This is a genomic window from Micromonospora sp. NPDC048040 (assembly GCF_055587185.1).
Genome location: NZ_JBVJGT010000078.1, coordinates 1 through 25,559, shown reverse-complemented (window position 1 = coordinate 25,559; position 25,559 = coordinate 1). Strand labels below are relative to the sequence as shown.

General features: G+C 68.7%; 24 protein-coding genes and 1 pseudogene. 9 read left to right on the top strand and 16 right to left on the bottom strand.

Annotation, left to right across the window (positions count from 1 at the left end; all coding sequences use genetic code 11):
* Positions 1 to 95 precede the first annotated feature (95 nt).
* Positions 96 to 323 (top strand): annotated as a pseudogene (locus tag ACZ6O2_RS34045) (oxidoreductase); the annotation flags it as partial.
* Positions 324 to 424: 101 nt separating this feature from the next.
* Here ACZ6O2_RS34045 and ACZ6O2_RS34040 read toward each other — a convergent pair.
* From ACZ6O2_RS34040 to ACZ6O2_RS34025, 4 genes are all read right to left on the bottom strand, one after another.
* Positions 425 to 838 carry a TSCPD domain-containing protein gene (locus ACZ6O2_RS34040; RefSeq protein ID WP_466025864.1) on the bottom strand — a complete coding sequence of 138 codons (414 nt, stop codon included), beginning with the start codon at positions 836 to 838 and terminating at the stop codon, positions 425 to 427.
* 360 nt (positions 839 to 1,198) lie between these two features.
* On the bottom strand, positions 1,199 to 2,533 hold the full coding sequence (locus ACZ6O2_RS34035; protein WP_466025863.1) for an ABC transporter permease: 1,335 nt from the start codon (positions 2,531 to 2,533) through the stop codon (positions 1,199 to 1,201).
* A gap of 70 nt (positions 2,534 to 2,603) precedes the next feature.
* Positions 2,604 to 3,308: an ABC transporter ATP-binding protein gene (locus ACZ6O2_RS34030; RefSeq protein WP_466025862.1), complete on the bottom strand. Its 705-nt coding sequence runs from the start codon at positions 3,306 to 3,308 to the stop codon at positions 2,604 to 2,606.
* Positions 3,305 to 4,309, bottom strand: a complete 1,005-nt coding sequence (locus ACZ6O2_RS34025) for an efflux RND transporter periplasmic adaptor subunit (protein WP_466025861.1) — start codon at positions 4,307 to 4,309, stop codon at positions 3,305 to 3,307. The genes ACZ6O2_RS34030 and ACZ6O2_RS34025 overlap by 4 nt, the downstream gene beginning before the upstream one ends.
* A gap of 361 nt (positions 4,310 to 4,670) precedes the next feature.
* On the opposite strand from ACZ6O2_RS34025, the gene ACZ6O2_RS34020 reads away from it, so the two are divergent.
* On the top strand, positions 4,671 to 4,838 hold the full coding sequence (locus tag ACZ6O2_RS34020) for a hypothetical protein (protein ID WP_466025860.1): 168 nt from the start codon (positions 4,671 to 4,673) through the stop codon (positions 4,836 to 4,838).
* Between the two features lie 319 nt (positions 4,839 to 5,157).
* Here ACZ6O2_RS34020 and ACZ6O2_RS34015 read toward each other — a convergent pair whose 3' ends face one another.
* From ACZ6O2_RS34015 to ACZ6O2_RS33995, 5 genes are all read right to left on the bottom strand, one after another.
* Complete coding sequence (locus ACZ6O2_RS34015) at positions 5,158 to 5,610, bottom strand: SitI3 family protein (RefSeq protein WP_466025859.1); 453 nt, start codon at positions 5,608 to 5,610, stop codon at positions 5,158 to 5,160.
* Between the two features lie 15 nt (positions 5,611 to 5,625).
* Positions 5,626 to 6,024: a CdiA C-terminal domain-containing protein gene (locus ACZ6O2_RS34010; protein WP_466025858.1), complete on the bottom strand. Its 399-nt coding sequence runs from the start codon at positions 6,022 to 6,024 to the stop codon at positions 5,626 to 5,628.
* Positions 6,025 to 6,218: 194 nt separating this feature from the next.
* Positions 6,219 to 6,743, bottom strand: coding sequence for a DUF6244 family protein (locus ACZ6O2_RS34005; RefSeq protein ID WP_466025857.1), 525 nt, complete (start codon positions 6,741 to 6,743; stop codon positions 6,219 to 6,221).
* Between the two features lie 64 nt (positions 6,744 to 6,807).
* The gene (locus ACZ6O2_RS34000) at positions 6,808 to 8,862 is read right to left on the bottom strand and encodes an NUDIX domain-containing protein (RefSeq protein WP_466025856.1); all 2,055 of its coding nucleotides are present in this window, start codon (positions 8,860 to 8,862) and stop codon (positions 6,808 to 6,810) included.
* The gene (locus ACZ6O2_RS33995) at positions 8,859 to 9,128 is read right to left on the bottom strand and encodes a hypothetical protein (RefSeq protein WP_466025855.1); all 270 of its coding nucleotides are present in this window, start codon (positions 9,126 to 9,128) and stop codon (positions 8,859 to 8,861) included. The genes ACZ6O2_RS34000 and ACZ6O2_RS33995 overlap by 4 nt, the downstream gene beginning before the upstream one ends.
* Positions 9,129 to 9,161: 33 nt before the next feature.
* Between ACZ6O2_RS33995 and ACZ6O2_RS33990 the strand changes: the two genes are divergently transcribed.
* Positions 9,162 to 9,308, top strand: a complete 147-nt coding sequence (locus ACZ6O2_RS33990; protein WP_466025854.1) for a hypothetical protein — start codon at positions 9,162 to 9,164, stop codon at positions 9,306 to 9,308.
* Here the strand turns inward: ACZ6O2_RS33990 and ACZ6O2_RS33985 are convergent.
* From ACZ6O2_RS33985 to ACZ6O2_RS33970, 4 genes are all read right to left on the bottom strand, one after another.
* Entirely contained in the window at positions 9,298 to 9,708 is a 411-nt protein-coding gene (locus ACZ6O2_RS33985; RefSeq protein ID WP_466025853.1) for an NUDIX domain-containing protein, read from the bottom strand. The genes ACZ6O2_RS33990 and ACZ6O2_RS33985 overlap by 11 nt on opposite strands.
* A 79-nt stretch (positions 9,709 to 9,787) precedes the next feature.
* Positions 9,788 to 11,038, bottom strand: coding sequence for an MFS transporter (locus ACZ6O2_RS33980; protein ID WP_466025852.1), 1,251 nt, complete (start codon positions 11,036 to 11,038; stop codon positions 9,788 to 9,790).
* A 78-nt stretch (positions 11,039 to 11,116) separates the two neighbouring features.
* Positions 11,117 to 11,245, bottom strand: coding sequence for a DUF397 domain-containing protein (locus ACZ6O2_RS33975; protein ID WP_466025851.1), 129 nt, complete (start codon positions 11,243 to 11,245; stop codon positions 11,117 to 11,119).
* Between the two features lie 228 nt (positions 11,246 to 11,473).
* On the bottom strand, positions 11,474 to 11,983 hold the full coding sequence (locus tag ACZ6O2_RS33970; RefSeq protein ID WP_466025850.1) for an SDR family NAD(P)-dependent oxidoreductase: 510 nt from the start codon (positions 11,981 to 11,983) through the stop codon (positions 11,474 to 11,476).
* A 349-nt stretch (positions 11,984 to 12,332) separates the two neighbouring features.
* Between ACZ6O2_RS33970 and ACZ6O2_RS33965 the strand changes: the two genes are divergently transcribed.
* A complete protein-coding gene (locus ACZ6O2_RS33965; RefSeq protein WP_466025849.1) occupies positions 12,333 to 13,721 on the top strand; it encodes a helix-turn-helix domain-containing protein in 1,389 nt (462 codons plus the stop codon).
* Here the strand turns inward: ACZ6O2_RS33965 and ACZ6O2_RS33960 are convergent.
* Positions 13,694 to 14,881, bottom strand: coding sequence for a S9 family peptidase (locus tag ACZ6O2_RS33960; RefSeq protein WP_466025865.1), 1,188 nt, complete (start codon positions 14,879 to 14,881; stop codon positions 13,694 to 13,696). The two genes, ACZ6O2_RS33965 and ACZ6O2_RS33960, sit on opposite strands and share 28 nt — an antisense overlap.
* 1,005 nt (positions 14,882 to 15,886) lie before the next feature.
* On the opposite strand from ACZ6O2_RS33960, the gene ACZ6O2_RS33955 reads away from it, so the two are divergent.
* The 5 genes from ACZ6O2_RS33955 (at position 15,887) to ACZ6O2_RS33935 (ending at position 20,876) form a co-directional block, all read left to right on the top strand.
* Positions 15,887 to 17,296, top strand: coding sequence for an APC family permease (locus ACZ6O2_RS33955; protein ID WP_466025848.1), 1,410 nt, complete (start codon positions 15,887 to 15,889; stop codon positions 17,294 to 17,296).
* A complete protein-coding gene (locus ACZ6O2_RS33950) occupies positions 17,293 to 18,306 on the top strand; it encodes an acetamidase/formamidase family protein (protein ID WP_466025847.1) in 1,014 nt (337 codons plus the stop codon). Before ACZ6O2_RS33955 ends, ACZ6O2_RS33950 begins: the two co-directional genes overlap by 4 nt.
* Before the next feature lie 9 nt (positions 18,307 to 18,315).
* Positions 18,316 to 18,990 (top strand): GOLPH3/VPS74 family protein, encoded by a 675-nt coding sequence (locus ACZ6O2_RS33945; RefSeq protein ID WP_466025846.1) that lies wholly within the window; start codon positions 18,316 to 18,318, stop codon positions 18,988 to 18,990.
* An 18-nt stretch (positions 18,991 to 19,008) separates the two neighbouring features.
* Positions 19,009 to 19,662: a GNAT family N-acetyltransferase gene (locus tag ACZ6O2_RS33940; protein WP_466025845.1), complete on the top strand. Its 654-nt coding sequence runs from the start codon at positions 19,009 to 19,011 to the stop codon at positions 19,660 to 19,662.
* A 71-nt stretch (positions 19,663 to 19,733) separates the two neighbouring features.
* On the top strand, positions 19,734 to 20,876 hold the full coding sequence (locus tag ACZ6O2_RS33935) for a hypothetical protein (protein ID WP_466025844.1): 1,143 nt from the start codon (positions 19,734 to 19,736) through the stop codon (positions 20,874 to 20,876).
* A gap of 535 nt (positions 20,877 to 21,411) precedes the next feature.
* Here the strand turns inward: ACZ6O2_RS33935 and ACZ6O2_RS33930 are convergent.
* Both ACZ6O2_RS33930 and ACZ6O2_RS33925 read right to left on the bottom strand, forming a co-directional pair.
* Positions 21,412 to 22,308 (bottom strand): phosphorothioated DNA-binding restriction endonuclease, encoded by an 897-nt coding sequence (locus tag ACZ6O2_RS33930; protein ID WP_466025843.1) that lies wholly within the window; start codon positions 22,306 to 22,308, stop codon positions 21,412 to 21,414.
* A complete protein-coding gene (locus tag ACZ6O2_RS33925; RefSeq protein WP_466025842.1) occupies positions 22,305 to 25,379 on the bottom strand; it encodes a DEAD/DEAH box helicase in 3,075 nt (1,024 codons plus the stop codon). The genes ACZ6O2_RS33930 and ACZ6O2_RS33925 overlap by 4 nt, the downstream gene beginning before the upstream one ends.
* Between the last annotated feature and the right edge of the window lie 180 nt (positions 25,380 to 25,559).

Here is a 25,559-nt window from a genome sequence, read left to right as displayed (position 1 = left end):
GGGCAGCAGTCAGCCTGCCGAACGCGGCGTGACCGATACAGCCAGCATCGAGCACGATCTGCAAGCTCGGCCCCTTCAGGGCCGAGAAGCTGACCCAGTGCATCTCGCTGGGCCGCAAGGAGGGCTTGATCCAGTACGTCACCGCCGACGACCGTGCCGTGCAGGCGGTCCTGACCGGGCGACTCGCCGCCGTCTACAAGGAGTTGGTCTGCAAGGGCGCCGCCTGGGGCGTCGCCAACCCGATGCTCGGGCTGCCGACCTGGCGCCGCCGCGTTACGCGGGAGCGGGCCGCGACGGGCCCGGCCGTCAAGGTGCTGAGGTAGGGCTTGACGCGGGGCGGGCGGCCGCCGGAGCGTGTGCGTTAGCTCGGCTGTCTTGGCGGGCGTCGTATATGGGATCGCCGCAGCAGCGACTGCGCAGCGCGCTAGTGGTCGGGCGCAAGCACCCCACGTCCTCGTATGTCGCCGTCCGTGCGGGCGAGCCGGCATGCGAGGTAGTCGCTGAGCGACGTGGCGTCCGGCACCTCGGGGTCGCCGGTGCGGCCTGCGGGGGCGTAGCGAGTCTGCCGTAGTTCCGCCACGAACTCGGACACGGGCGCGCCGGCGTGCAGCCCGACGGTGATCGCGGTCGACAGGGCGTCGGTCAGTCCGGCCAGGGTGGAGCCGTGCTTGCCGACGTGCAGCGAGACGCGGGCAGACCGGTCAGCGGCGGCGGTAATGACGAGGCGACCGGGCGTGCCTTCCAGGACGAATTCGGTCGTGGTGCCTGCCGTCCGGCGAGGTGCCGGTATCCGAGTTCGCCCAAGGTCCGCCATCGTCGGGTGCTCCTTCACGGTCACGCCTCACGCGGTGCCAGCGAGGACCTCGACACGGTAGGCAGGCGGGCGGGCCGGCGCCAGCGTGACACGGCATCCATCACACAGGTGACCGAAGACGAGGGCAGGGAGGCAGGCAGCAGTCCGTGGAGCCTTCCGCCTCTCCGAGGCGCAGCTTCCTCTCCGTACGTCGGGATCGTGTCGTCGAGTTGCGGTGTGTCGTGGCGGTAGGGTGCGACGGCCGTCTTCCGGCAGGTCGCGGTCCATTGACGCGAGGCGGGACGGTTGTTGGCTTCCCTGGGGCGGGGGCTTCGGTTGTACCTACCTGGGCGGTTCACCTGTACCCGGATACAGGGTCAGGTGAACAGACCTCTGCGCGGGGCCTCACGCGCGCATGACGGTGGCGATTGGGATGCGGGCGGCGCGGATGGCCGGGATGAGACCGCCGAGCAGTCCGGCGACCAGGCCGGCGATGACGCCTGCGGCCCCTGCCTGCCAGGGGAATACGAGATCCTGGAGGAACTGCTCCCGATCGCCGAATAGTGTGCTGGTTGCGGTGAGTGCGAGCGCGGACACACCGATGGCGGCGGCTGCGGTGAGGAGGCCGGTCAGAAGTGTCTCCGCGAGGACGATGCCGGCCAGCAGTGACCGTGAGGTGCCGACCGCGCGCCGTAGCGCGAATTCCTCGACCCGCTCTCCGACGGTCGCGAGCCCGACGTTGAGGATGCCGGCGACGCCGATGAGTAGGACCAGGCCGGCCATGCCGAGGAAGATCCAGCGGATGAGCGCCAGCTCCCTGGCGATGTCCTTGCGCGCCTGGATCGTCTCGAAGTGGAGCTGCTCTGTGGGGATCCCGCTGGCCGTGAGGCGGATCCGCAGCAGCTGCTCCACCTCGCCTGCCGTGGGCGCGAGCATCACCTGCAGTCCGGGGCCGTAGTTGCCGCTGTTGCTCGCGCGGGGCAACCAGTTCTGAAGCTCATCGGCTCGGATGTAGGCGGTGGGCTGCGAGTTTCCGTCGTCGATCACGCCGATGATGCGCGGGGTTGGGTTGGCGGTGGCTCCCTCTATGCGCATCTCGGCGGGCACCTGGTGGCGTGTGAAGCCTTTGGCCGCCTCGAGGTTGATGACGATGCGTGGGGACAACGACGGGTCGGAGGAGAAGTCCAGCCACTGGCCGGACACCGACCGGAAGGGCCGGAACTGGCGGATGTCGCCGGTCAGGGCGTTGAGGCTCAGCTCGATCGCCGCGCCGGGCACGGGAACTGGCGGGGCGTCGCCGGCGGGCTGCATCGGCTGGCAGTAACCGCGAGGGTCGCAGTACATCTCGACGCCAACGGGCCCCCCGTACTGTCCGCCGCCCGGCTGGTCGAACGGGCCCCCGCCGGGGTTGACCGGGCGGACGCCCGGCTCTCCGATGATCGCCTGGGTGGTGGAGACCGCTACCGCGTCCGTCCGTCCTTTCAGGGTGTCCTGGCTGATCTGGATGGTGTCGGCGGTGCCCGGTAGGTAGGTCTGGCGGGTGCCGTCCTTACCCATGTGCAGTTCCAGATCGGCCAGCCGGGCGTTCTTGGCGGTTTCGGCGCCGACCTGGACGACCACGACGGCCAGCACCCCCAGGAACAGGCTCACCATCGACAGGAGGGTGCGGGTCTTGCGGGCCCGGATGCCCTGAGCGCCGATGATCAGAGCAGAGCGGAACCGCCCAGAGAGCCGGATCACCCGGCCGCCCCGCCGCGCTCCGCATCGGTGCGGCCTGGCCCGATCGCCGTTCTGTGCCGTGCTGGCCCGCTCACTGAGGCACGCTCCTTGTGTCGGTTGCTGGGTGGAGCATCCCGTCGCTGAGGCGCAGCACTCGCTGCATCTTGTTGGCGTGGTCCCAGTCGTGGGTGACGAGGATCAGCCCACAGCCCCGGTCGGTCGCCGAGCGCATCACCTCGACCACCAGGTTGCCCGTCTCCGTGTCCAGCGCGCCGGTGGGCTCGTCGGCCAACAGCAGACGCGGCTCCCGCACGAGCGCCCGGGCGATCGCCACCCGCTGCTGCTCGCCGCCGGATAGGCGTGCCGGCCGGTGTTTGGCGAGGTGTGCGATGCCGACCTGGTCGAGGGCCTCCAGGGTCTTGGCCCTGCGTTTGCGGCGTGGCAGCCAGCCCTGGCCGTTGACCAGGGCCATTGCCACGTTCTGCGCGGCGGTCAGGTGCTTGAGCAGGAAGAACCGCTGGAACACGAAGCCGAACTCGGCGCTGCGCAGTGCTGCCGCCTTGCGTTCCGGCAGCCGGGTGATGTCCCGGCCATCCAGCAGATACTGCCCACCGTCCGGTCGGTCGAAGAGGCCGATCAGGCTGAGCAGTGTGCTCTTGCCGGATCCCGAGCGGCCGAGGATGGCCACACTCTCACCACTGTCGACGGTCAGGTCGGTGCCATCGAGGATGGTCCGGGGCGCCTTCTGGCCCTTGAGTGTCTTGGTGACGCCGTGGAGCTCCAGCAACGCCGTCATTTAACACCCATCGGAGCGGACGGGTCACCCTCCGTGCCTGGTTTGGCGGGTGGGAGGTTGGGGCCGGGGACGGCGACCGTCTCGTCGCCGGTGAGACCGGATTTGATCTCCACGACCTTGCCGTCGCTGAGCCCGAGCACCACGTCCCTGGTCTCCCGGCTACCGTCCGGCTTGACCACGTCCACCTTGCCTCGGCCCTGCCCACCGGCGACCGCTTCGACCGGCAGCACCAGCACCTTGGTGGCCCTCGCGGTCACCACCTCGAGCGTGGCGCTGGCACCGTTGATCAGCTTCACCTTCGCGGGTGCGGTGCACACCAGACGCATCCCGGTCGGCTCCGACGGCTCGATCCTGTCCTGCTGGTCCGAGGGCGGTTGAACGACTGGCGGGGCAGACGGCTGGCCGGACGGCGCGGCGGACGGCCGCGCGGCCGGCGGGTCCGGGATGGTGCCGGCGGGCAGGGCGGCGATGGTGCCGAGCACCTTACACGGGAACGGTCCGGGGCCGTTCTTGATCTGGGCCTGGACCGTCGCGACAGCATCCGAGATCTGGTAAGCCTGGGCGCCGTCAATGTCGGCGACGAGCCCGTAGCCAACCTTCTTCGCCGAGACAATGGGCATCCCGGCGGTCACCTTGGAACCGTCGTCCACCAGCCGGCCGGCGAACACCGCACCCGCCGGGACCTCGATGCGGTGCGCCTTGCCGGACACCCAGACGCTCGCCACCCTCGTCGGCTTGGTCGGCGTACTCCGCGGCGTCCTGACATCGAGATACCGCACCTGCCCGGCGGCCGGGGCCACGATCCCGAACACCGGGTTGATGGTCACCTTGCCAGACAGGCTCACTTTGTTGGCAAGGTCCTGCCGGGTGGGCTGCACCGTAGTCATCGTCGTGCCCCGGGGCGCGAGACCAGGCGTCTCCGCCTGCGTGCTCGGCTCGCTGCAGCCCGCCGCAGCGGCCACAAACATCGCGAGGACGCACAATGACAGCAGCCTTCGCACCGGTACCCCTAACTTGATTACCTTGGGCGAACACTTGACAAGACGCCGGGGGTCGGCGATCGGTTGCCCACGCGTGGGGCCACCTCGGCGACAATCGAACCGCCGAAGACTACCGCGGGCCCTCCTGGCGCGCTGCCCGCCGCGCAGAGAAGTCAATGTCTGGCAGGTGCGCAGGGGATCTCTTGGTCAAGGGTCACCCTGAACGGCGAGGTCCCGCCGCCTCTTCCTCCAGCCGGCGGAGACAGCCCCGCCATGCCGAGCGGAGTCATCGGCCCGCACGGCGCCTGGCTGGGGCGGTGCGCTTCTGACGGCCGCAGCGGGCTGGTGTGCGTCGACCTCAACCGGCAGGCTCCGGAGCTGGATGTGGCTCAAGCAGGCCGTCCCGGATGACCCGGTGGTGCGTGCACTTGTTGACCTGATGTCGGCTGACGCGATCGGCAGCGGTGATCCGATTCGTGCAGCGGACATGTTGGTGATCGCCGAGCAGATCAATGCTGCGATCGGCAAGCGGCCTATCGTGGTTGCCTAGTGTTCCGGAGGGAGCTTGTGCACAGGCGCTTCGCCGCTCTCCGCAGGCTGCCTCACTGCGCGTGCACGACTTCGAGGGGCGGCTGGCCGCATCGTTGGCTGCCCAGCCGCAGGCTGGTGATGTCACCCACTGGTCGAGAACGTAAAGGGTATCGGCGGTGAGCCGTTTGCCGTGCCCGGGCGCGATGGCGTAAACGACCTTGCGCGGCTTGAACGGCCACGGGGTAATGCGCCGGTGGCTTACCGCGTGAGGGGCCGCCGATTCGCGGCGGTGACCGTGCTCGCCCTGGTTGGCAAACCGGTCGGGAGCAGCGGTCCGCTCACTCGAAGATCATGTCGCCGATGCCGTAGTTGTCCCACCACGTCGGTCGGTGCTTACGTACTGTTCCGGCGACTCGTGTGAGCAGTAGCCAGTTGCCGTTCAGTACCAGCGCGGCGTCTTCCGTCTGGCTGGCGAGTACGCGGCCCACGGCCGACACCATGTTGGGGATCGCGGCCTCGGGCTGGTCGTTCTTGCGCATGTGGAAGACGACGTTGACGTACGCGTCTGGTTCCCATTCCCATTGGGTTCCGTCGTCGTTCTCGGCGTCGAAGTAGCCGTGGCTGCCGCCAGAGACGGTGATGGTGTACCCGAGCTCCTCGTCGAAACCGCCGCTCAGCAACCGAGGGTAGCCGGGCAGGGCCGACTCTTCGACGCCTTCCGGGGCGACGACCGAGGCGACCTGCTCCAGCGGGATGCCACCCGCCAGTGTCAATCGGTATTCGATACCCACCTGCTGCCTGCCTTCTCAGTCTCGCGGGACGATCTGAATGATCGCACCGCTTCGGGTTACCGCCGCCAGTTCCTTGAGGTGCTCGATCGGCCAGTCGTCGAACTGCTTCTGCAGGGCAGCGAGGTCGCCACGCCAGTCCTGGAGGTTCAACACCACGCGTTGGGTCTGTTGGCTCGTCACCTTGCCCGAGACCTCCGTCCACACCCCGCGCACCGCCTTGGCGGGAGTGGGCGAGTAGCAGTCGAAGACGTGACCTTCGACCAGGTAATCCGGATCCTTGTCCGGCTTTCCCACGTCGCCGGTCTTCAGCCGTGCATCGGCGATCTCCGGTCTCGTCGGGTTCTGGTGCACCCGGTAGCCCTCGCGTGCCAGGGTGTCGGCGCACTCGTTCTCCAACTCCAGCGATCGTCGCACCGTGTCGTCCTCGCGGGGTGGGATCTTGGTACGTGGCCCGGTTGGCGACCCGCCGGGTACACCGGTGGGGTGCCTGCTCCATGGTGTCTGGCTGTAGCCATAGGAGGTGCCGTCACTCGAGGCGGGAGCCGTTGGGGTAGGGCTGCCGGTGGCGTGCGGGGTGGGGCTGGCCGGTCTGGGACCGCCAGCCCCGATCAGTTTCCCGACCCCAACTGCCGTGCTTCGGCGATGGCCGTATCGACGGCCTGACGGGCGGAACCAGCGCGCTGGACCACGGACACCAGGACCTGTTTGATGCTCTCCAGTGACTGCAGCAGTGGACCGGGCTGCCCACCCTGGAGAACTATGCCGACGAGTTGTTGTGCTTCACCAACCTGGGTGATGACCGCAGCCGCCGCATCTCGGGCGCTGTCAACACCGGCCTGGATCGGCATCAGCCCGGCGATGGTCTCTTGGGGAGTGGCGTCGCGGGGAACGGCGGCAGTCATCTTCGTGGCCTCGCCTATCGATCTGGCAATGCCGCCCAATCCTCCCTGGACCGACGCGATTGCATCTCGCACCCGGGTCATGCCCGCTGCTACCGCGGCGAAGCCGGCGCCTGCGGCGCGCAGCGCCACCTGTTGCGCCTGGTTGTCGGCAGCGGCGGCCAGCCCCTGGGCTCTGTCCGCACCGGTCGTCAAGACCCGCAGCTCACCGGTGACCATCTCGATGTGCGACACCGTGTCTCCTATCGATGACCGTGGTGAGGGCTGTCCAAGTTACCCAACACCTCGATGCCCCGCGTCAGGGGTTGACTACGCATTCCGGGCGGCCAGCGGCGCGCGGGGGCGGGCCGACGTCACGGATTGTGCGACCGGAGCCGAGCACCAGCGCAGTGGCCTGGCACCGAAACTCCTTGGGGTGCTTGCTCTGTCGAGCCACGGCGGTTTCATCCTCGTCAGGACGCCAAGTCAGGGAGGTGTCCGGCCTCAGGGGGTCACTCCAGCACCGGGGAATCGAGCCTTGTCCTCGGCGAGTCGGACGAGAACCTGTCAGGAGGCGGAGAGATTCGATGACGGCCGCACAACTGATTTCAATCGGGTTGGAAGCGTCTAGTCGTTGCGTTGGCAGCCCCGGCCAGTCGCCGCCGGTGCGCATTTCCTTGGCGAAAGATCGCAAATACCTCAGGTATCCGGGCGTTATGGTTTGAGACAACGTGAGACGCGGCAGGGCGACCTGGAGTGCCTCGCCGCCCTCCCCGAGTTCAATCGCGGTGCACGGTTGGACGTCGGTGAGTGCTCGGACCGAGACGGCCAGACGTTTCCGGAGGAGCTCGAGTGCCGCATGGCGTTCGCGGGCGTGGGCCAGGGCGGATGCGTAGACGGTCTTCGGCCCCCGATCATGGAGGTGCACGCGGTTCAGTCCGATGCTCATGCCGCAGAGGTCGTCGAGACGATCGATCATTGCCCCGATGAGCGCCTCGGCGACTTCCATACCAGTGGTGCTGAGGACCCAAGAGGCGAACTGTTCCGGAGCGGCGATCGTGGGGAGGTAACGCCACAGTGGGCTGAAGACGGCTGCTTCGATGCCACTGCGGTTCAGGGCGGCGGCGAGGTGCCTGACGAGGGTGGTCTTCCCGCTACCATCGATCCCGTCGACGAAAATGATCATAGGGATGCCGACTAGTTGAGCGTGCTCCTCGTGGCCACGAGCGCACCTGGCACGCGGGCGGCGAGCCGTTCGGCCTGCTCTATGTCGTCTGCCTGCGCGGCGGTAGGCGTCGTAGTTTCGGAGGAGCAATCCGAGCTCGCTGTCCGGGCATTCGCGCAGGGCCTCGACGATGTCGGAAAGCCGCAGGCTTACCTCTGGCGCTCGGCCTGTTACGAGCAGCCGACCGGCGCTTGACAGAGCCGACAACACCCGCCGTGCGGTGTCCTCGCGCTCCGATTGTGTGCGGTGGTGCGCGGCCAGACGGGCGACGGCGAACTCGTGCAGTACGGCAAGGTCGCCAGCGAGGTCGGTCTGTACTGGCGTGGCGGTGGAGGTAGGGGCGGCACCTGCGATCACGGCGGTGTCTAGCCCTACGCGGCGCAGCACCGTCCGCATCTTCATGTCGTACAGCGGGCCGAGGCGACGGGCGTCGCCCCCGTGGTTGTCGGCGAGGTGCAGTGACGCTCGAAGACCGTGGCGTTGGGCCGCTTCGCCGACGACCTCATGAAGCGCCATGGCGGCGGCCGACGTCGGGGGCAGGTTCCATGCGATGAAGTCGACGTCGCTCCAACCCTCCACGAAGTCTCCCCGCGCAGCGGATCCACACAGCCCGACCCCGGCACCCAGGTGTCCCGCGATGGCAACCTGAGCCTCTGCCCCCACCTGGTTGACTAGGCGATCGAGCGTCCGGCTGAACGGCAAAGGGCGAGCGGCACGCCAGGCGATGACGGCGAGGGCGCGATTCAGCATCTGCTGGAACTGCGGATGGCTGGCAGCTTGCCGGGCGGCGGGAGCCTCGAGCCAGCGAGCCTGGACGAAGCCTTCGTCTCGGGCCGGCGTCGTGGTGGTGGTGGCCGTCGTGAAGAGGAACCAGTCGACAGTCTTCGCCGCTGGCGTGCCGTCGTTGTCGATGAAGGTGTACGCCTCCTGCCCGAGGTACGCGCTGAAGTGCGTGTCGGTGAGGCCGGCTTCCTCGGCAACCTCCCTCTTGGCTGCGTGAAGTGGTGACTCGCCCGGCTCCAGGCGGCCCTTCGGGGCAACGGTCTGTCGTTCACCGGTCTTGCGGACCTGATCGAGGAGCAGGATGTGAGGAGAGCTGAGGTCGTCGGTCACGACGACGGCGCCGGCGGAGGCGTATCGACGGTTCATGGCTGGATGCCTCCCGAGGACGTCTGGATGGTCTGGAACGCGTCGCGCAGACGAGCCCTGAAGGTGACGATGTCGGTGCTGTTGTCGATCCAATGATCGGCAATGGCGCGCCAGGTCGGGATCTGTTCGAGGACCGGCTTGCGCTCGTCCTTGCGGCGGTGGTTATTGGGCGTGATCTGCGCTGAGTCCTCTGGACTCCGCCAGACGGATGACGCGGACGAGCTGCGGTGCGGTGGTGAAGATGATCGCGCCACGGCACTGCCCATGTTTGCTTGACGGTGGTAGCGAGGGCATCGTCGATGAAGCTCTCGACTGCCAGTGGCGCTGCGCCTCGGCTCGGCAAGCACGCCGACGATGTGGGTGAGGATGCCTTCGAGGAGCACCCGGTGTTGACGCGCAGGACGGACATGTCGCGAGTGGCGCCGATCGACGCCATCACGTCGTGAATGAGTCGTGACGGGATAGTCCCTCGACGTTCAGCGTATCGATGAATTGCTCCTGGCTGTGCCAGCTTGTTCGTAGCAGCTCGGCTGCTTCCTTCACTGGCACGAACCGGCAATGAACCTGCAGGCCTGTGTCCCATGCTGCCGCGTCACCGACCATGGTGTGCGTCCACGAGTCGCGTTGTTCGTCGCTGGCTAGGTGGAAGTAGATGCTGATGCGTGGAGCGCCTGTGTCGTAGGTGCCTTGCTGTACTCCGACGACTCCGCGCAGGTGCAGGCTGCCGTGGATGCCGGTCTCTTCGATGGCCTCGCGGATGGCGGCGGTGTCGGGCCGTTCGCCGGGTTCGACGCCGCCGCCGGGGAGGTGGATGCCAGCGGTCGGCGTCGACGGATAGCTGAACACCAGTACTTCGGGGCCAAGCGGGCTCGTTCTGGTGATATATGAGGTCGCTCGTACGCGGGCCACCGGGCTCATGTCGTTCTCAACTATCTGCGGCGAATTGGGTGGTGGGCCGGTCATGCGCCGGTCGACGGAACTGCGGGAGGAGAGAGAGCGCGGCTACCGCAAGTGTGAAGAGACCGCCGAAGAGTATGGCGCTGCCGAGGTTGTAGTGGGCGGCGATGAGGCCGCCGATCGCGGCGCCTATCGGTGCGGCTCCGTTGCCGATGAGGCGGAAGACATTGACGACGCGACCAAGCATGCGGTCGGGGACGAGTTGTTGTCGGGCGGAGACCGCCGCGACGGTGCTGACGGTGAAGCTGGCACCGATGACCGCCATACACGCTGCGGCGAGGTAGGGCGAGGCGGTGAACGCGAGGGCCAGAAAGGCAGCGGCGCGCGAGACTTGGGCGATGGGCAGCATGGCGCGGAAGCTCAGTCGTTTGGACAGGCGGGTGGCTGCCCAGCCGCCCATGGTCGCGCCGATGGCTTGTACGGCTAGCAGGAGCCCGAATCCCCACGCGGTGACGCCCAGGTCCTGATGGGCGTAGAGCACAAAGGTTGCCATCGCCGCGTTGGTGGCGAGGTTGCCTCCGGCGATGAGTAGGGCGAGTTCGAGCAACTGCCGGTGGCTGAACATCCAGCGCGTCGCCTCCTTGAGGGAGGCGATGATGCCGCCGCCGTCGTGCTGTGGCGTGGGGGGCTGCGGTACGGCGCGGAGGAGTGTGGCGGAGGCGGCGAAGCTCGCCGCGTCAGCAGCAATGGGTATCCATGGCGATACGGCGAAGAGCGCGCTCCCAACGGGTGGTCCGACGAAGCCGGCGGCGACACTCTCTGTGGTGGCGATCCGGCTGTTCGCAGATGCCAAGGCTGTGCGGTTGCGGCCAGCCAGGCTGGGGATGATGGCTTGGGCGGCGGCGTTGTGGAAGCTCTGGCCGCTGGTGAGGATGAAGCCGGTGATGGCTAGGGCGGGGATGGTTGCCAGGTCACTGAGGACCAGGGTGGCGAGGGCCAGTACGCAGATGGCGCGGATGAGGTCGGCGAGGATCATGACTGTTCGCCGGGGCCACCGATCCACGAGTGCACCAGCGAATGGTCCGATGAGGAACCAGGGGGCCAGGGTGGCGGTGGCGACGAGCGAGATGGCCACGGGTTCTTGGGTGATGGTGGCGGCGAGCAGGGGGGCGGCTGCCAGGTATGCCCCGTCGCCGAGGGAGCTGGCGGCGGTGGCCGCCCACAAGGCGCCGAGCCCGCGAGGCGTGCTCGCGGGCTCAGGAGTGTTGTCACCGGTCACGTAGGGTTCAGCCTTCGGGGGTGAGCGAGCCGTCGAGGAGGCCCGCCGTGAACGCGTCCCACTCGCGCTGGTTGAACGTCAGGACAGGGCCCGTCGGGTCTTGGAGTCGCGCATGCCGACAAGGCCGTCGGCGTAGGCAAGTTCGACGCATCCGCCGTCGTCGGAGTGCGCGGACTTGTGCCAGTTGGTGAACTCGGGGTCCTGCATGGCTCCTCCAGCTTGGTGAGGGGTGGGCTGCCGCCCGATCGCTCCTCAATCGATGAGCGTTCGGGCCATGTGTTGTATGTACGCTGCGGAGTCCTCCGGTAACAAGCGGGAATTAAGACGCCTCGCCACGACGGCGGCCAAGATCCTCGACCTGCCAGACCATGTCTGGATCAACAAGCCCGACCAGAAACGGAGCCGGAACCGCTGGTCGCTTAACTCCCACTAACCTCAATCCCTTGACACGTTCCGGGCGGCCTTGTCGGGGGTCATCTGTGTGGCGATCGCGCCCGGCACGACCGTGTTGACGCGGATGCCTCGATCGGCCAGCTGCCTGGCGGTCACCCGGGTGAGCGCCTCCACGCCGCCTTTGGCGACCGCGTACCCGAGTCGCTCCGGGTGCCCGTAGTGGGCGTTGACGGAACTGACGTTGACGATGGCGGCAGGAGCGGCGGCGTACGCGACGAACTCACGGATGACCAGGAAAGCGGAGCTCAGATTGACCGCGAGCATCCGCTCCCACTCCGCGACGTCCGCATCCATTATCGAGCTGCGCTCCACCGCTCCCGCGCAGTTGACTAGCCCACCCAACGATCCCGGCTTCACGTGATCGGGCAAGAACGACCGCACCTGCTGCTCGTCCGCGACGTCAACGTCGTGCCAGGAAGGGCTCCGATCTCCGCGCGGAACGTCTGCGGGCACATGAATATCCAGCCCGTACACGGGGAAGCCCCTGCTCATGATCGCTCGCACGGTGGCGAGCCCGATACCCCGCCCCCCCCCGTCACGATCAGGGCGGATGGAACTGTCTCGTGCTCCACTGGCACCTCCCAGGGTCGTGAAGAACCAGGGCGGATCTGACGAGTGGTCGCGCCCCGTTCTCCTCACACTCGCCCTCAGAGTCGCTGTCGTGAATGCCGAGCATGCGGACGAAGTGGTTGTCCGCATACGGCGCGCCTCATGGCCGGCCGTCATGCGGCGCCATTCCCGACGTTCCTGGTTGCGCCGGGCTGAACAGTGAGTGACCCTATGTGCGCGATGTCCACGCTGCTCAATGCCATCGGCTGCGAGCAGCCCGAAAGGCGGTGCCATGGGCCAGACCCCGCGGGCGCTTCAGCCATCCCTGTCCGAGCGCCACTTCTTCGGCGCCGAACTGCGTCGGCTGCGCGAACGCGCCAATCTTTCGCAGGCACGGCTGGGCACCATGATCCGTTTCAGTGCCGATCTCGTGCGACGCGTGGAGACAGCCGATCGGTTCCCCTCCCGGGAGTTCGTCGAGGCCTGCGACAAGGCGCTGGCGACCGGCGGCTCCCTGATGCGCCTGCTACCGCTGCTCGACAAGAACCGAACCAGCGAAGGCAAGCCGACCGCCGCCTCACCAGCCGGTCACGGCAGCCTCGGCAGCCTGCTGTCCAATCGCCCGGCGGAGACGTCGGGGCTGGCCGAGATGGTCGCTCGGGTTCCGTTCCAACCCGGTGTCCTCGATCGCGCCGCCCTGGACTGGCTGAACGCTCCGGCGGGACCCCGGCTGTCCGCAGCCGGACGGTCCGGCTCGCCTGAGCAGGTTGACGAAGAGGACCTTCACTCGGCGGAGACCGCTCTGGCGATGTTCCGGCAGTTGGACCACACCCACGGCGCCGGACGAGTCCATGCCCAGGTGCAGCGGTACGTCGAAGGCGAACTGAACCGGCTGCTGGCAAACACCCCCACCTCCGACGCTGTTGGTCGGCACCTCTACACACTGGCGGCGGGATTCTTCGAGCTCTGTGGGTACCAGGCGGTCGACACCGGCGCCCATGGCCTCGCCCAGCGCCGCTACCTTCGCGCCCTACATCTGACGGAAGCCGCCGACGACCGCCTGTACGGCAGCTACCTACTCGCGGTGAACATCGGCCACCTCGCGCTGCACTGCGGCCACCCCGAGCCGGCCCGGCGCATGGCGCTGACGGCGGTGAGAGGAAGCGAGACCCAGGCGACGCCGGCTGTGGCAGCCGCGCTGCACGCGGTGGTGGCGCGCACGCACGCCCGCCTTGGACGCGAAGGCGATTGCTTGATCCACCTCGGCGTTGCGGAGAGGGAACTGGCCCGTAGCAAGCCCGAGGACGAGCCGGCGTGGATCCGGTACTTCGACGCGGCGTACCTCGCCGACGAGATCGCCCACTGCTTCCACGACCTGGGCCGACCGCAGCAAACCCAGCGGCACCTGGGCGACGCCCTCACCGCGCTGAGCCCCACCCACGTTCGGCGACTCGCCATCGACACCGCGCTGCTGGCCTCGTCGCTGGCCGCTGCCGGCCGCATCGACGAAGCCTGCGCCACCGCACGCCAGGCAGTTGACTACGCCGCACGGACGACTTCACACCGCTGCCTGCAGCGCATCGTCGAGGTACAGGCCGACCTCGAGCCCTATCGGGGTGAACCGGAGGTCCGCGAGTTCGGCGAGTACGTGCGTCAGCGACTACCGCTGGCGGCCGTGTAACCGCCGTGACCGTTGGCCGCATCCGCCATCACTGCGCGGTAATGAGCCAGCTCCGCGTCCAGCGCCGCGCCCGCTCGATGGGACGTCGCCACATAGTGACCGACATCAGGAAGGAGCAACACCTCGGGCGCCATGCCGAGAGACGTCAACTCGTCGGCGAGGTCGCGGACATCCTCGACCACGGCCACCTCGTCGGCGGTGCCATGAATGAGCAGCACCGGCCGTTGGGCAGCGGCGGCACGGACCCGGCCGGCACCACCTCGCAGCCGCATCGCGTGCGCCCGTTGGAACCGCGGCATTGTCTCCGCCCACCGGTCAGGATCGACGATCGCCGACACGGCGGTGGCAGCGGCGAACGGGCCGTCCTGTGCCATCGCATGCAACGCGGTGTATCCGCCGGCGCTGGCACCCCGGATGAATACCTGCCCCGGCACCGCCCGCCCCGTCGACAGCAGGTGCACCGCCACCGCCGCGCAGTCATCAACGTCGTCCAGACCCCACCGGCCGTACAGCGATTCCCGGAACGCCCGGCCGTATCCGGTGCTACCCAGGTAGTCGACATCAACGACGGCGAATCCGCGGCTGGTGAAGAATTGCGCCTGCCAGTCCAGGCGCAGCAGGCAGGAGGCGGTAGGCCCAGGGTGCGCCCGAACGATCACCGGTGCCCGCCAGTCCGCCGCCGAGCCCGTCGGCGGATACACCAGGGCAAGCACCTCCCGATCGCTCGCCACTCGGACGCGCAGCTCCGTCGGCGTCGATACTCGCGCCCCGTCGAGTTCGGCGTGCTCCGGCCTGGCAAGCACCTCGATCTGCGGACCGGCGCCAGCTAGATCCACGAGCGCGACCTGCGGGGCTGCGGTCGGTGACGATCCGATCAACGCCACCGTCGTCCCTCGAACGGCCAGATACGGCTTGATCGACGTGTACGGGAGGTCGACCGGGCGGACAGTGCCGTCGGGCTCGATGACGACAAGGCGGTGTCGCGGCCCCTCCTGCACCGCCACGACGATCCGGCCGTCGTCGAGGAAGCCGTACGACGTGTAGCCCAACTCCCATGGCTCTGCGGCGCACTCACCCGCGATCGGTGCCACCGCCTCCACTTCGAGGCCGTCCCATCGGTAGAGGTTCCACCAGCCACTGCGGTCCGACACGAAGTACAACGCGCCGTCGGGTCCCCACCGCGGCTCCACCGCCGATTCATCCGGACCGCCGGCCAGTTTCACCGGGTCCTCGACCACGCCGCGCGGCGAGTAGGAGGCCACCCATACCTCACACGCATCCCAGGGCATGTCGCGCTCGCTCCACGCGGTCCAGGCCAACACCTCCGGACCTGGCCGAGGTGCGCCGAGGAATCCCGGGGACACGGTGAGAGTCCGCATCTGCGGAGCACCGGTGAGCGACGCCGCGACGAGTGCGTCACCCTGCTCCGACTCACGCACGGCGAGCAACTCGCCGTCGCCGATCGTCAGGTCACCGAAGGATCCGTGGCTGATCATGTCGAGTTCCTCGCCGTGACGACGGCTTCGGTAGAGGCCATCTCCGCCGACGCACCACAACGTTCCCTCGACGACGGCGAACGATCCGCCTCCGTACGCGTGAATGCCACTAGTTACATCGAAGCCCTTCGGACTGGCATCACGCTTGCCCTCGCCGGGCCGCCAACGTGTCAGCGTCGCAACCCCGCCGGCGTCAGGGCGAGTCTCCAGCCAGTACAGGCCGCCATCACCCGTACGTAGTTGGTCGTAGCTCACCGAGGCGCGGACGGCGTCATCCACCGGCACTGCAGCGATCCTGTCCGCCAGCCTCACGGGTCCTCCTCGAACAACTTCCACGCGACCGGACGACAGCGGGCTGTCAACCGGTCGCCGGGGCGCCGGCGAGGGCCCAGCGGAAGTCTCGGGCCTCCGGCCGGCGCGAGTACTCAGACGTGGCCGACTCTACGCCCGAGCACCATATCTGTGCCGCTGGATGTCCTCTCGCCAAACTGCCCGTCGGCCCGTTCGTTCTCGCGGGGACGACGTCGATGCGGACAACGGTTCTTGTCCGCATCTTCGGTATCGACCACGCCATTCGAATCGAGCGACCATTCGGAGCGTAAAGCCATTCACGGGCGGCGCAGCAATGAATGTTCCGTCCCTCGATAACGACTTCAATGGAAGGGTCCGATGCAACTACAGGAGGAATTGTCGCGCTACGGCTATCGCCAGGAGTTGGCCCGGAGGCTGCGGTCCCGGGACTTGGTCGCGTACGGGCTGGTGTACATGGTGCCGATCGCGCCGATGGCGATCTTCGGCAGCGTGTACGCCGGCTCTGGTGGGATGGTGGCTCTGGCGTACGCGGTCGGTGTGGTGGCGTTGGTGTTCACCGCGTTCTCGTACGCGCAGATGGTGAAGGCGTTTCCCATGTCGGGAAGCGTCTACAACTACGCAGGCCGGGGCATCAGCGCACCGGTCGGTTTCCTGGCCGGCTGGGTGATCCTGCTCGACTACGTTCTCGTCCCGGGGCTGCTGTATCTGGTGGCGTCGGTGGCGATGCACGCGACGGTGCCGGCGGTGCCGGTGTGGTTGTGGCTGGTCGGTTTCGTCGCGGTCAACACGATCGTCAACTCGGTCGGGATCTGGATGACCGCCGTGGTCACGAGGGCGATGCTCGTCGGCGAGCTCATCGTTCTGGCGATTTTCCTGGCCGTCGCCGGCTGGGCCCTCGCGACGGGGAAGGGCCGGTTCAGCTGGGACGCCTTCTACAACTCCGACACGTTCACCTGGTCTCTGGTGGCGGGGGCGGTGTCGATCGCGGTGCTGTCCTTCCTCGGCTTCGACGGGATCAGCATGCTGGCCGAGGAAACCAAGGGCGGCTCCCGGCAGATCGGCCGCGCCATGGCCGCCGTCCTGGTCTTGGCCGGCGTGCTGTTCATCGCGCAGACGTGTCTGGCGGCGATGCTCGTGCCCGACCCCGATGCCCTGCTGGCTGAGGGCGACGTAAACGGCACCGCGTTCTACGACGCCGCCGCACTGGCCGGCGGGGGCTGGTTGGCGACTTTGTGCGCGGTGGCGACGGCTATCGCGTGGGGATTGCCGAATTCGATGGTCGCGCAGGTCGCCACCTCGCGGTTGTTGTACGCGATGGCCCGTGACCGGCAGCTCCCGGCGTTTCTGGCGAAGGTGTCGATCCGTCGCAGCGTGCCGATCAACGCGACCCTGCTCACCGGCGTGGTGTCCCTCGTGCTCGGCCTGTACATGGCGACCCGGGCGGATGGGATCACGCTGCTGTCGTCGCTGATCAACTTCGGGGCGATGGTCGCCTTCCTCGTCCTGCATGTCTCCGTGGTCGTGCACCACCTCATCCGCCGGCGCAGCGGCAACTGGTGGGCGCACTTGGTGATGCCTGCGGTCGGGTTCGTGATCCTCGCCTTCGTGGTGGTCAACGCCAACATCGCCGCGCAGCGTCTCGGCCTGGCCTGGCTGGCTCTCGGCGTGGTCGTCCTTGCCGGCCTGTACCTGTCGGGCCGCCGGCCGGTGCTGTCCGGCCTGGCACCCGCCGCGTCGCAGCACCTGCGCGACGTGGAGAGGGTGTGACCGGCATGGAGAAGATCACCTACCGGCCGGCGCGGGACGAGCTCGCCTACACCTTCGGCGGCCGGATGCCGGTCGCGCATGTGCGCTCCGGTGACGTGCTGGAGGTGTTCACGGAGGACTGCTTCGGCGGCCTGGTGCGGGGGCCGGGGGACCTGCCGTCGCAGGTGTGCCGCATGCCTTACCTCAACCCGGTGTCGGGGCCGTTCTTCGTCGAGGACGCCGAGCCCGGCGACACCCTCGCCATCCACCTCGCCGCCATCACACCGGCCCGGGATTGGGGTGTGTCGTCGACGTTCCCGCACTTCGGCGCCCTCACATCAACCTCCCACACCGCCACGCTTCAGCCACCCCTGGAAGAACGGGTGTGGATGTACGGCATCGACCATCAGGCGGCCACGGTGCGGTTCAAGGCCACCGAAAGCGACCACACCGTCGACCTCCCGTTGGATCCGATGATCGGCACGATCGGGGTCGCCCCCGGCGGCATGGAGGCCCGCTCCACCATCGTCCCGGACACCCACGGCGGGAACCTCGACACGCCCCATGTGAGAGCCGGGAGCACCCTGTATCTCGGGGTGAATGTGCACGGGGCGATGCTCGCCCTCGGTGACGGCCATGCCTGCCAGGGCGAGGGCGAGGCCTGCGGCGTCGGGGTGGAGATCGCCACCACCACAACCCTGATCATCGAGGTCATCAAGGGCGCGCCGACACTCTGGCCGCGCCTGGAGACCAACACGTCGATCATGTCCATCGGATGTGCCCGCCCGCTGGAGGACGCCTACCGCATCGCCCACCACGACCTGGTCAGCTGGGTCAGCGCGCTGACCGGCCTGGGCACCCTCGACGCCTACCAGCTGGTGTCCCAGGCGGGCTGGGCACCGATCGGCAACGTCTGCAACCCGAACTACACGATCCTCGCCGCCGTCGACAAGGCGCTGCTCCCGGCACCTGCCACCGCCTATAACGAGGTGCACGACCGGCTGCGCCAATCCGCCGCTGGACTGCGGTAGGCGGCACTGATGATCGTTCCTCAACTACCGCTGCGCGACGAACTATTCCTGCTCGGCCACAACGACGACACCGGCCAGCCGCACATCCACCGACAAGCCCTCGCTCTCGGCCTCGCCGGCGCGGTACTGATCGACCTGTTCCTGGCCGGACGGATCGTCCTCGGCCCGCACGATGACCGTCCCGCCGCGGACCGGTGGCTGCGCCTGCACCTCGACCGACCGGTCGGTGACCTCATCGCCGACACCGCGCTGGCCTCCATCCGCTACGCCCGCACCGCCCCACCGGTGAAGGTGTGGCTGCGCGGGTTCGCCGACGACCTGTACGAGCGCACCCGCGCCGGCCTGGTCGCCGCAGGCGTCCTCCGGCACACCGCCCGCCGCCGCCTCGGCGGCATCGTTCGGACCGACACCTACCTCGCCACCGACAGCAGGTGGGCGGTCGTCGCCCGCGCCCGCCTGCGCTACCTCGCCGCCGGCCGGGAACAACCCGACAACCACACCGCCGCCCTCGCCGGCCTCGTCGCCGTCCTCGGCCTGACCGCCCATCTCTACCTCGACGATGACACCACCACGCTGACCGCGCACCTGAAGACCATCGCCGCCCAGCACCACCACCCGGTCCGCGACATCACCGCCACCGTCGACGCCGCGGTCGGTGACCTCGCCACCGCCACCTACCGCTAACCCATCGGAGCAACAAACATGTCCTCGCGAAGTCGTGTTCGTGCTGCCCGCTGGTCGGACCGAGAGGCCGTCGCCGGGCTGATCGCCGACGCCCTGAACCCCACCCCGCTCGCCGCCTGGCTGATACCCGACCCGGCACGACGGCGCCAGGCCTTGGCCGCCGTCGCCGCGATCTGGGTGGAGCACGCGATGTTCTTCGGCGACATCCACCTCACCGACGACCTCACCGCCACCACCGTCGGCTTCCACCGCTACCGGCCCATCCCACCACCGGCCAACTACCACACCCGACTCCGCAAGGTCACCGCCGTGCACGCCGACCGATTCGAGTTACTGGACACGCTCGTTGCCGACAGGCAGCCTACCGAGCCGCACTACCACCTCGCGTTGCTCGCCGTGCACCCCGACGCCCGGCACGCCGGGTTGGCCAGGGCGATGCTGCGCTACCACCGTGACCGCCTCAACCGCGTCGACCTGCCGTCCTGGACCACCACCCTCACCGGCGGCGACCGTCTGCTTGCCCGCTACGGCTACACACCCCTACCCGCCGTCACCCTGCCCGACGGCCCGACCCTGCACCCGATGCGCCGCAACACCCACCGCGACCACCCCGCGATGCCCATCAACGCCAACCGCCCCGCCGACGCCCACTGGCACGACCTCCACGCCTAACCGCCGGCCGGCCACGGCGCAAATTCCGGCACAGCCCGACCACAGCCATCCCACGGACACCGACATCACCCATGGCCTTCCCCCGCAGATACCCGCCAGACCTCATCGACACCGTCGTCCAGCGCGTCGCCGACGCCCGCGCTATCCGCGCCTACGGCGCCATCACCACCGTCGCCCGGCAACTGAACCTCGACCCCCGCCTCGTGCAGAAGTGGGTCACCAAAGCCACCACACCACCCACCGCCGCACCTGCCGAAACCGGATCCGCCTCACGGCCAGCGGGATCCCCACAGAGCAGCGGTGACCCGTGCGAGGTATACCTGCCGGCGGGGCTGCTGCACTGCAAGTTCTGCCGCCAGCCCATGGACCAGGCCGAGCTGCAGAATTCCGTGCGCGGCTACCAGTGTCGGGCGGACTGCCGTCCCCGACCCCTCGACGCCACGGCCGTCGCCGACACCGTCGGCCGGGCCATCCTGCGACACGCGCCCCGGATCATCCCCACCACCGGCGCGCCGACACTGCCACACCTCGCCGCCCTCCACGCACACCGCGTACTCGCCCGCATCACCATCGGCGCTACCCCCACCGACATCACCCTCGCCTGGCGTGCCACACCCAAACCCGTCGCCGACCGGCTCGAGGCCGAAGGCGCCCACCGTGTCGCCACCGCCCACAAACTCGCCCTCAACGACCCACTACGCGCCCGGCAACTCCTGCAGGGCACCCTCACCGGCGTCGACCCCGCCACCGCGCCCGTCCACCGACTGCACGCCGAAGCCGCCGCGCTCTTGGCGGAACTGCAACTCCGGCTCGGCCACCCCGCCGACGCCATCTCTTGGGCCACCTACGCCCACCACAGCACCTCCCACCTCCACGGGCCCACCCACCCGCACGCCCTCCACGCCCTCCACCTCCACGCCATCGCCCACCGACGCGCCGGACACCACCAACGCGCCTACCACCTATACCGCCAACTCGCTGACCACCTCACCCACGAAGGCCCTCATGCCCACCGAACCCTCGCCGCCCACGCCGCCACCGCTCTCGTTCTCCACGACCTCGGCCACTGCCAAGCCGCCCGAACCCTCCTCGCCGACACCATCACCATCCACCGACGCCACCACCCAGCACATCCGGCCACCGCCCGGATGACCCAGCACCTGACCCGCATCTGGCGCGACTGCGCCGCCAAGGGCCATCACCATGACACCTGACCACGGCCGTAGTGCCGTGGTGGAGGATCCGCATGCGCGACGAGCGCTGCACGCCCAGCCGTAACTCGTCGGGCCGCCCGTTCGTCGGCGGGTCGTTAGCGCAATAGGGCTGAGGACTTTTAATCCACAGAATTTTTGTTGGCGCATAGACGATCAGGCACTTGATCTATGGAAAGTCCGCGCCCCGGCAATCCACTGTGGTTCGGGATGCTCGTGGGTTGCTCGTTTGTTTATGCGTGGGCTTGTCTGCCGCCCCTTGGGTAAGCGGGGCACGGTTCGGGTTGATCCGGAGACTCCGTCATCGCAACGGTTTGGAAAAGGAGTACGGCTAACGCCCGTGCTGGGTGCATGACCTGCCGCTACGGGCCAAGTCCAAGACAGCTCATCCAAGATCAGTCCGTGGATACAGTAGTCCGCGGCGGTTCGGGCCGTCCTTGCCTTGACGCCGGGCGGATGGTGTAGATAGAGGATCGGGAAGTTGCAAGAAGACGAAGCTCGTCAATCACCGCCGACGCTGCGCGGTTTATAGATCAAGTTAGACGGCGAGAGATTCGCCCTTGAACACCTCGCGGCGGTGCCAGGAGATGTGTTCGACTGCGGGGACCTGCGTCCCGGGGCAAGGCCGCAGCATCCTGCCGTGCAGGTCATAGGTTGACCGGCCGGCCGGCGTACGAGCCGTGAAGGCGGCCGACACCTCGATGCGCAGGTCGGCGTCGAGCCCGAGCGCGCCGAAGTCGAACAGCTTGTGGTGCAGCACGCAGAGCGCCAGGCCGTTGTCGGGGCTGTCCGGGCCGTCGAAGGCCCACCAGCGTACGTGCGCGGCCTCCACGCCGACCGAGGCGTGGCCGAGCTGGCCGTCGTACCCGCAGAACGCGCACTGCCGGTCCCACGCCTGGAGCACCGCCACCCGCCAGGCCGCGTCCCGCCGCCGCGCGGGGACCGGGGTGACGCCCGGCGCCTGGAGGATGTCGTCCGGGTCCAGGCCCGCCGCGGTAAGCACGTCGGGCGCGATGGTGGGCGGAAAGTGTTGCTCCACTAGGGCGCGGGCGACCCGCCGCACCAGCTCGGGGTCCCGGCGCAGCGCCGATTCGGTGGCGGCGTCGAGACGCCCCGCCACGTCGTGCGTCGCCAACGGCCCGACCAGATCCATTGGTACGTCCCGGTTCAGCGTCCACACGCCGTCGCCGCGGAGCCGGGTGAACGGGTACGCGGCACTCTGCGCCCGCCCGGTCTTCGATGGCGGCCCGAACTCGGCGATCAGGTCGCTCAGCCGTTCCTGAGCCGCCGACCACGGCAGCTCGCTCGACCCTCTCCGAGTGAGCTGCCCGAGCGCCAGCAGCACCAGCAGTGGCTTGTGCGGCGCGCGCCGCCCGCGCTGCTGGTGCAGCCGCAGAGAGGTCAGCCGGTCCAACACCTCCTGACGAGTGCTCATGCGGCGATGGCCCGGGCGGCGGCGTACATGTCGGCGGGGAGCGCGTGGTGCAGGCGCCAGATGATCCGCATGGGCCGGTCGCCGGTGTGCTCCCGATAGGTCATCGGGCCGGCGTAGAGGTAGGCCGGCGCGCCCAGGTCCCGGTCGGCGACCCGGGTCTCCCGCACGAAGAGGTGCACGGTCGACCCGCGCGAGGCGTGGTGGATGTAGCGCTGGCCGGTCGCCGACGCCGACGACGTGGTGCTCTGCGACTCCCACTGGAACAGGGTGTCGGTGATGGCGCGGTCGGCGTACATGGTGGTGGGGGAGTAGTGGGCCTCCGACTTGACCAGAGTGACGAAGAAGAGGTCGGCTTGGGCGTCCGGGAGCCACTTCACGCCCTCGCGCAGCGACCCCGGGTTCGGCATCCCGAAGGCGGCGCACGCCTCGTTGCGGCTGTATCGGGCGTGCACCCGCAGCGGCACCGCTGCCGACAGCGGCTCCGGCGTGACCCGGTGGATCCGGTCGCGCAGCACCTCGGCCACCTCGCGCAGCTCGGCGCAGCGGGCCGGCTCCGCCCGGAGCCGCGCCAGCCGCTCCTCACGAGAGGTCAGCGGGGCGTTCGGCCCCCACAGGTCGAAGTGCAGCATGTCCCACAGCCGCCCATCGCCCGGCCGCTCGCCCGCCGCCACCCGGGCCAGCAGGTCCAGCCGGTCCGGGTCGTCGAGGTGCAGCATCCGCCCGATGGCCCGGCCCAGCTCCCGGTCGTCCGGCCCGGGCGTCGAGGCTTCCAGCCCGGCGAGCCGGCGCAGCCCGGTCCAGCCGCCGACGCTCGCCGACCGGTACACGTCCTCGATCTCCACGCCCGTCTCGCGCAGGAACTCGCCCAGGCTGACGTCCCCGAGCAGCCGCAGCTCCGCTACCAGGCCCCGCTTCGACGTCGGCAACGCCGAGCGCAGGTTGCCGAGCACGATGTCCTTGGCCACCCGGTCCAGTTCGATGTGGCAGCCGCTCGGCAGGCTCGGGAAGTCCTGGTCGACCGCGTCATAAACGGACTTCCGGCTCACCCCGGTCAGGGCCCGCCAGCGCAGATCGAAGCGGAAGTTGGCGTGTTGCCCGCCGATGAAGTCAAGCACGGTCAGGCAGGGCTTGTCGGCGTCCAGGCGCAGCCCGCGGCCGAGCTGCTGGAGGAAGATCGTCGCGCTCTCGGTGGGCCGCAGCATCAGGATCGTGTCGACCATCGGCAGGTCGACGCCCTCGTTGAACAGGTCCACGGTGAAGAGCACCCGCAGCGTGCCCTTGCGGAACTCCGCGAGCAGCGCGTGCCGATCGGGCGTGTCGACCTTCGAGGTCACCGCTGCCGACGGCACGCCGTGCTTCGTGAACCAGTCCGCCATGAACCGGGCGTGCCCGATGCTCACGCAGAATCCGAGCGCCCGCATCCGGGCCACGTCGACCTTGTCGCGTACCGCCCGCAGCACCGCCCGTGCCCGCGCGTGGTTGCCGGTGTAGACGACGTCCAGCTCGGCCGGGTCGTACCCCTGCCCGCGCTTCCAGCGCAGCTGCGACAGGTCGGTCTCGTCGTGCAGCCCGAAATACTGGAACGGCGCCAGCAACTGTCGCTCCAGGGCGTCCCACAGGTGCAGCTCCACGGCGGCACGGCCGTCAAACCACCGCCGCACGTCGCCGCCGTCGGCCCGGTCGGGGGTCGCCGTCAGCCCCAGCAGTACGCGCGGCCGCAGCCGCTCCAGGAGGCTGGCGTACGTCGGTGCCTCCGCGTGGTGGAACTCGTCGACGATCACGATGTCGTACGCCTCGGGGTCGATCTCCCGCCGATGCAGCGACTGGATGGAGGCGAAGACGTGCCGCCAGTGCGTCGGCTCCTTGCCTCCGACCAGCATCTCGCCGAAGCTGCCGTCGCCCATCACCTGCCGGAACGTCGCCAGGCTTTGCCGCAGGATCTGCTCCTGGTGGGCGACGAAGAGCAGCGAGTCTGCCTTGCCCGTCTTGTGTAGCCGGCGGTAGTCGAGCGCGGCGACCACCGTTTTGCCGGTGCCGGTGGCCATGACGACGAGGTTGCGCCAGCGCCCGTGCACGTGTCGCTCGGCGTCCAGGTCGGCCAGGATCTCGGCCTGGTACGGGTACGGCCGCACGTCCAGGTTGGCGATCTGGATCGGCGCCTCGCCGGGACGCTCCCCGCTGAGTGCGTGCCTGAGCCGCTCCGCGTCCCTGTCGGCGTCGTAGTCCTCGAAGGCGGGGTCGTTCCAGTAGTCCTCGAACGTGGCCGTGAACGTGTCGATGACGTGCGGCTGTTCGACGTTGGAGATCCGTACGTTCCACTCCACGCCGTCGACCAGCGCGGCCTTCGACAGGTTGGACGAGCCGACGTACGCGGTGGTCATGCCGTTGTCCCGGCGGAACAGCCAAGCCTTGGCGTGCAGCCGGGTGGTCCTGGTCTCGTAGGACACCTTGATCTCGGCGCCCAGTTCGGCGAGCCGGTCGAGCGCCCGCTGGTCGGTCGCCCCGAGGTACGTCGTGGTGATGACCCGGAGCTTGCCACCTTGGGCGATCAGGTCGCGGATGGCCGGCTCGACGATGCGCAGGCCGTACCACTTGATGAACGCGCAGAGCAGGTCGACGGACTCGGCGGAGGCCATCTCGTGGGTGACTTCGTGGCCGATGCGCGGCTGGTGGCGGCCGTTGACCAGCAGCGCGCCGGTGGAGAGCGGGGTGGTGGGGCGCTGCGGGAAGGCGGGCTGCGCGGGTGGGGTGGGTGGGGCGGCGATGGCATGCAGGAGGTGCTTGGCGTCGGTGACCTGATCCTGCGCCGTGGCGGCCTGGGGGCTTACGGCGGCGATGGCGTCGGCGATGCGGTTCGCCAGATCGACCTGCCGGGCGAGCTTGTCGTCACCGCCAGGAAGGGCGTGCAGGGCACGGTGGGCCAGGGCGGCGATGTGGCGGGCGAGGGTGTCGGGGGCGTCGGCGGGGTCGAGCTTGTGGTGCTGGACGAGGACGGGGTCGACGTGCCGGAGGCGGTCGGCCAGCTCGCGGGTGATCAGGTGCTCGTAGATGCCCCGCTCAAGATCCGTCACCCCGGCAAGGTAGCTGCCTTCGTGCTGTGGTGCTGTCCCCGACCACGCGTATCGTATCTGCTGTCGGGTCTGTGACAGTCGTGCTCTACCTAGTGCCGCATCAGGCAACGTTTGCCCCGTGACGACGCGCCGCGCGGGGTGCTGGTCCGGGCGGCGTGGTGTCGTCAGGCTGTCCGGGTG

Coding starts and splice junctions, on each gene's coding strand:
- ACZ6O2_RS34030 (WP_466025862.1), bottom strand. CDS start 3,308: ATGACGGCGTTGCTGGAGCTCCACGGCGTCACCAAGACACTCAAGGGC.
- ACZ6O2_RS34020 (WP_466025860.1), top strand. CDS start 4,671: ATGTGGCTCAAGCAGGCCGTCCCGGATGACCCGGTGGTGCGTGCACTT.
- ACZ6O2_RS34000 (WP_466025856.1), bottom strand. CDS start 8,862: ATGAACCGTCGATACGCCTCCGCCGGCGCCGTCGTCGTGACCGACGAC.
- ACZ6O2_RS33995 (WP_466025855.1), bottom strand. CDS start 9,128: ATGGGCAGTGCCGTGGCGCGATCATCTTCACCACCGCACCGCAGCTCG.
- ACZ6O2_RS33990 (WP_466025854.1), top strand. CDS start 9,162: ATGAAGCTCTCGACTGCCAGTGGCGCTGCGCCTCGGCTCGGCAAGCAC.
- ACZ6O2_RS33975 (WP_466025851.1), bottom strand. CDS start 11,245: ATGCAGGACCCCGAGTTCACCAACTGGCACAAGTCCGCGCACTCCGAC.
- ACZ6O2_RS33970 (WP_466025850.1), bottom strand. CDS start 11,983: ATGAGCAGGGGCTTCCCCGTGTACGGGCTGGATATTCATGTGCCCGCA.
- ACZ6O2_RS33965 (WP_466025849.1), top strand. CDS start 12,333: ATGGGCCAGACCCCGCGGGCGCTTCAGCCATCCCTGTCCGAGCGCCAC.
- ACZ6O2_RS33955 (WP_466025848.1), top strand. CDS start 15,887: ATGCAACTACAGGAGGAATTGTCGCGCTACGGCTATCGCCAGGAGTTG.
- ACZ6O2_RS33945 (WP_466025846.1), top strand. CDS start 18,316: ATGATCGTTCCTCAACTACCGCTGCGCGACGAACTATTCCTGCTCGGC.
- ACZ6O2_RS33940 (WP_466025845.1), top strand. CDS start 19,009: ATGTCCTCGCGAAGTCGTGTTCGTGCTGCCCGCTGGTCGGACCGAGAG.
- ACZ6O2_RS33935 (WP_466025844.1), top strand. CDS start 19,734: ATGGCCTTCCCCCGCAGATACCCGCCAGACCTCATCGACACCGTCGTC.
- ACZ6O2_RS33930 (WP_466025843.1), bottom strand. CDS start 22,308: ATGAGCACTCGTCAGGAGGTGTTGGACCGGCTGACCTCTCTGCGGCTG.